This window comes from Streptococcus sp. SR4 (assembly GCF_000517725.1).
GTDB classification, from domain to species: Bacteria; Bacillota; Bacilli; order Lactobacillales; family Streptococcaceae; genus Streptococcus; species Streptococcus salivarius_F.
In genome coordinates, this window is the sequence record NZ_AZYW01000027.1 from 1 (window position 1) to 1,729 (window position 1,729).

At 39.4% G+C, this 1,729-nt stretch carries 1 pseudogene; it reads right to left on the minus strand.

The annotated features are described in order from the left end of the window. Positions 1–1,729, minus strand: a pseudogene (locus tag HMPREF1519_RS03665) (glucosyl transferase); the annotation flags it as partial.

The following is a 1,729-nucleotide window of genomic DNA, read 5'->3' on the forward strand; positions in this document are numbered from 1 at the left end:
CCCCATCAATGGTTTGTGAGCCTTTAAGGATATTACCTTCTGCATCTGCATAGTACCATTTACCATTATGGTTGAAGTATTGATTTTTTACAAGAGCGCCGGAATCTTTATCGTAGAATTTAACTGGGCTAGTGTAGGAGTTTGCTTTAACCACATACCCACTACTATCGGTAAATTCTCCTTTAATCTGATTGCCATAATATGGATCAAAGTGAACCTGTACCCCGTCGATGGTTTGTGAGCCTTTAAGGATTTTTCCTTCTCCATTAAGATAGTACCAGTTATCGTTGATGTAAACGTAGCGATTGGTACCAAGGTCTACTTTAGCACCAGAATCTTTGTCGTAGAAGTAGCCATCGTTACCAAAGACACCTTTGGCTTGTTTACCATCATAAGGGTCAAAGTATACAGGAACATTGTTAATGGTTTGAGATCCTTTAAGTCGTTTACCGTCATTGTCTACATAATACCAGTCTTTGTCGACTTGGACATAACTATTGATTACGAGAGCACCAGTGATTCCATCATAATATTTATCGTTACTAGCGAAATTTCCTTTGACTTGGGCTCCGGTTTTCTCGTCAAAGAAGTATTCAGTGTTGTCAATGACTGTTGCTCCTTTGATAGCTTTGCTATCGGCTCCAATGAAGTAGGTCTTGTCATTAACGGTAACGAAACGATTAGTAACTAAATTTCCAGAGTCTTTATCGTGAAATTGATTTTTATAGTCAAAATCTCCTTTAACCTGTTTGCCACCATATTCAAAATAAACGTGAGCGCCGTCAATAGTTTGCTCACCTCTCAAGATTTTTCCATCTTCACCGACATAGTACCAGTTGCCTTTGACCTGAACATAACGATTGATACCAAGGTTGACACGATTACCGTCTTGATCGTAAAAGTAGCCATCGTCAGCAAAATTGTCGAAAACCTGGCTTCCCTCGTAGGTATCGAAGTAGACTTGTTTACCGTCAATTGTTTGAGGACCAGTTAACCGAATTCCTTGGTCGTTAACATAATAACGCTCAATTCGATGTTTGTAAGGATTGTAAGCGATAACATATTGATTGGTGGCAAGAGCACCAGTATCCTTATCGTAGTATCGAGATTTATTATCTTCCTCATCTTTAACAAAATACCCTTTAGCCTGCATACCATTCTGATGGAAGTAGACCTTAACGCCATCGATGGTTTGTGGTCCCTTTAAAATAGCACCATCATTTCCAGCATAGTACCATTCCCCGTTTAATTCGAAATAGCGGTTTCTTCCGAAATCCACTTGCTTACCATATTTGTCATAATAACGGCCATCAGGAGCAAAATTATTTGTAATTAGTTCCCCGTGTTTATCAAAATAATTCCATGCTCCATTAATTTCTTTGGAACCAATTGCCTTATTACCATTTTCATCAACGTAATAGGTTCTACCATATTCTTCAACGAATTTATTAGTAACAAGAGCACCAGAATCTTTGTCATAATAGTGACCGTCCCAGCCAAATCCCCCTTTAACCTGAACACCGCCTGGATTGAAATAGACCTTAACGCCATCAATAGTTTGTGGTCCAGTCAGGTTTTTACCGCTAGCATCTTTGTAATGCCAGTAGCCATATTCGTCTCTATAGTATTGACCACCGGTAACATTGGTTTCACTATTTGAAGTTTCGTTAGCTGATGCAGCTTCATTGGCAGCTTGGTCTGTAGTTACAGCTTCGCGTGTTTGGCCTGT